Genomic DNA, 2381 nt, shown 5'->3' with positions numbered 1-2381 from the left:
GAATTAAATAACTTCCACAAGTTTGTGGGATGGGCGTCCCGCCCGTCAAAGAAGGACGGGCGGGACGCCCATCCCACAATAACAATTAAAATTGTAAGTTATTTAATTCGCGATCCTAAGAAAGTAATTTAAGGGACAGGGGCGGTAATTTCTGTAGGTGCGATCGCCGGTGAAGGCACTGCTGGGTCTTGTTTTTGCAGGATAAGGCGCTGTTTGTTCCGAAATTCTGCGGCTGCATCGTTCAAATTTTGGCGCTGTTCGGTATTAAATTCTTCCATGCTGCGGCCGCCTCCCAATTGAGATCTGTGAATTAAATCAAATATTGCGCTTCCGCTGCTGCGGCCGGAAAAGGGGTCGGTATTGTCTTGAGTTTGAAAGTCTTGCAGCGGTTGGGCATTATTTAAACCGCTGGCTTGAGCGAAGCTTGCTTGAGGCGAGAACAGAGCACAGGATGCGATCGCGCTTGCAGCAATCCCAATCATCCATTTGCCCGATTTAGAAGTTTTGGTGTTCATAATTTATTAGTTGAACCTTCAAAAAAACAATTCTATCTAAACAATATTCTGACTTGCGACTAAATATTATATTACTTCACTGCGGCTAAGGACACGGCAATGCCGTGTCCTTACCATTGACGGTGCAGGCTAAACGATCACCCGCAGATAGGCCGCGATCGCCCTAAGCAAACCTGCGTCGCAGCAGCGGTTGAATGCTCAGCAGCGCCACCAAATCAAACGCCAGCAGCACTAATAGCGCTCCTCCAAAGGTGACTGTACCCCAAGGAGCCTGCATCACGACACTGGCTAGCGACCAATCGCTGTGCAGGTACAGGTAGCGGATGGGTTCGATCGCGTAACTCAGAGGATTGAGAGTCACCACAACTTGCAGCCAGTCTGGCATAAATGACAGCGGCGCGAGGGCTGTGCTGGCAAATAACAGCGGCAGGTTAGTAACAAAAATTACCGCTATTAATTCTACGTGACCGGGGAGAGCAAAAGCTAAACCGAGACTTAAGCCGGTGACGCCCAAAACTAATAGTAGGACAATTAGGGCGATCGCGCCGAGTCCCGCAATTCCAGGTAATCCCGATCCCAAAAAGGCTCCCGCTGTAACGATTGCGCCTGTTTGGATAAAGCTGAGGGTGACGATAAAAATAGCCGAAGCCAGGACGATCGAAAATCTGGAAGCCAACGGCGCGACTAACAAGCGGTTGAGAAATCCGAATTCGCGATCGAACATAATCGGTAAACCGGCATTCAGCGCCCCGGCAAATGCAGTAAAAACTATCACGCCAGCGCCGAGAAATTGTCCGTAATTCTGACTTTCGCCGAACAAGCCGGCGGGAGCATTTTTAAACAGAGCTCCGAATAAAACCAACCACATCAGCGGCTGAATAATTCCTGCAACTAGCGTGGAGGGGCGGCGCTGCAATTGAATAAACAGGCGCTTGGTTAAGGCGAGTGTTTCTTGGATGAAGTCGCCCAGCAGGGAACTGGAAGTGTCAGCGGATGCCGTGGAGAGTGGCCGCTGCTGGTTGAGGTTGTTGGGGGATGTAACAGTACCGCTCATAATTGCTTGTTGTTGATTTTGACTGTTGTGATTATGTTTACAGGAAATATGTTGAAAGCGATTTTGGCAGGATGCTTTGATTATAGGCTATTTGGAGTTGAGAGGGCGGGGTAGCTGCTGCTACTGCTGTTCATTGAGTAGCTGGAATGAAAGGAGAAAATTGTAGTAAAAGGGGTAAACGCTACATATTAATTTAGTTTCGGAACTCTTAACCATCTGTGAGGAGAAATTGATGTCATCAAGTGCGATCGCTACCTTGGTCAAAATTATGGAATTTTTGCCGGAAACTTTGAAAAATATAAATTTTAAACACCTGCCATAATTACTTTGCCAATTTAATATTACTTACTGTTTATTTGAATCCCGACAGTAAGTTATAAATTTCGGCTGAGATTGAAAGTCAACTGAAGCACGGGGATATATCTACAGTTAGTTGTACAGCAGATAGCACTGTTTTTCAGAACCTAAAAGCAGGTTTTGATTGAGAGGAGTTGCGGCGACATAGAGACTCATTAGCACCCGATCCCAATCCGATGACACTCGATAAAATCTGTAAACTTATCCGGGAAGTTCGTTGTGTAAAAATTTCTGAAAGAGAGTCACAGCTATGAAACTCGATAATAATTGAAAAATAAACTCTTATGCCATTTGGGCAGTATGTTATATAAAACAATCCTGGATGCAACATCACCACAGACGGCGGCGACCACGGGGGATTGTCCCTACAAAACGGTATATATAGGGCTTGCTGAATATATCGATCGCACTTGAGGTAGCCTGGGTTTTGAGCGCGCGATCGAGAATAAAGTGCA

The 2381-nt window shown here is 46.4% G+C and carries 2 protein-coding genes; both read right to left on the bottom strand.

The window, feature by feature from the left end:
• Positions 1–128: 128 nt before the first annotated feature.
• Positions 129–515 (bottom strand): hypothetical protein, encoded by a 387-nt coding sequence (locus tag QUA40_RS28435; RefSeq protein WP_333132016.1) that lies wholly within the window; start codon positions 513–515, stop codon positions 129–131.
• 163 nt (positions 516–678) lie between these two features.
• Entirely contained in the window at positions 679–1569 is an 891-nt protein-coding gene (locus QUA40_RS28430; protein ID WP_333132014.1) for an ABC transporter permease, read from the bottom strand.
• Positions 1570–2381: the final 812 nt, after the last annotated feature.

This window comes from Microcoleus sp. Pol11C3 (assembly GCF_036701485.1).
Lineage (GTDB): Bacteria > Cyanobacteriota > Cyanobacteriia > Cyanobacteriales > Microcoleaceae > Microcoleus.
Note: the sequence above shows the minus strand (reverse complement) of the source record. Positions and strands in the feature narration are given on the sequence as shown.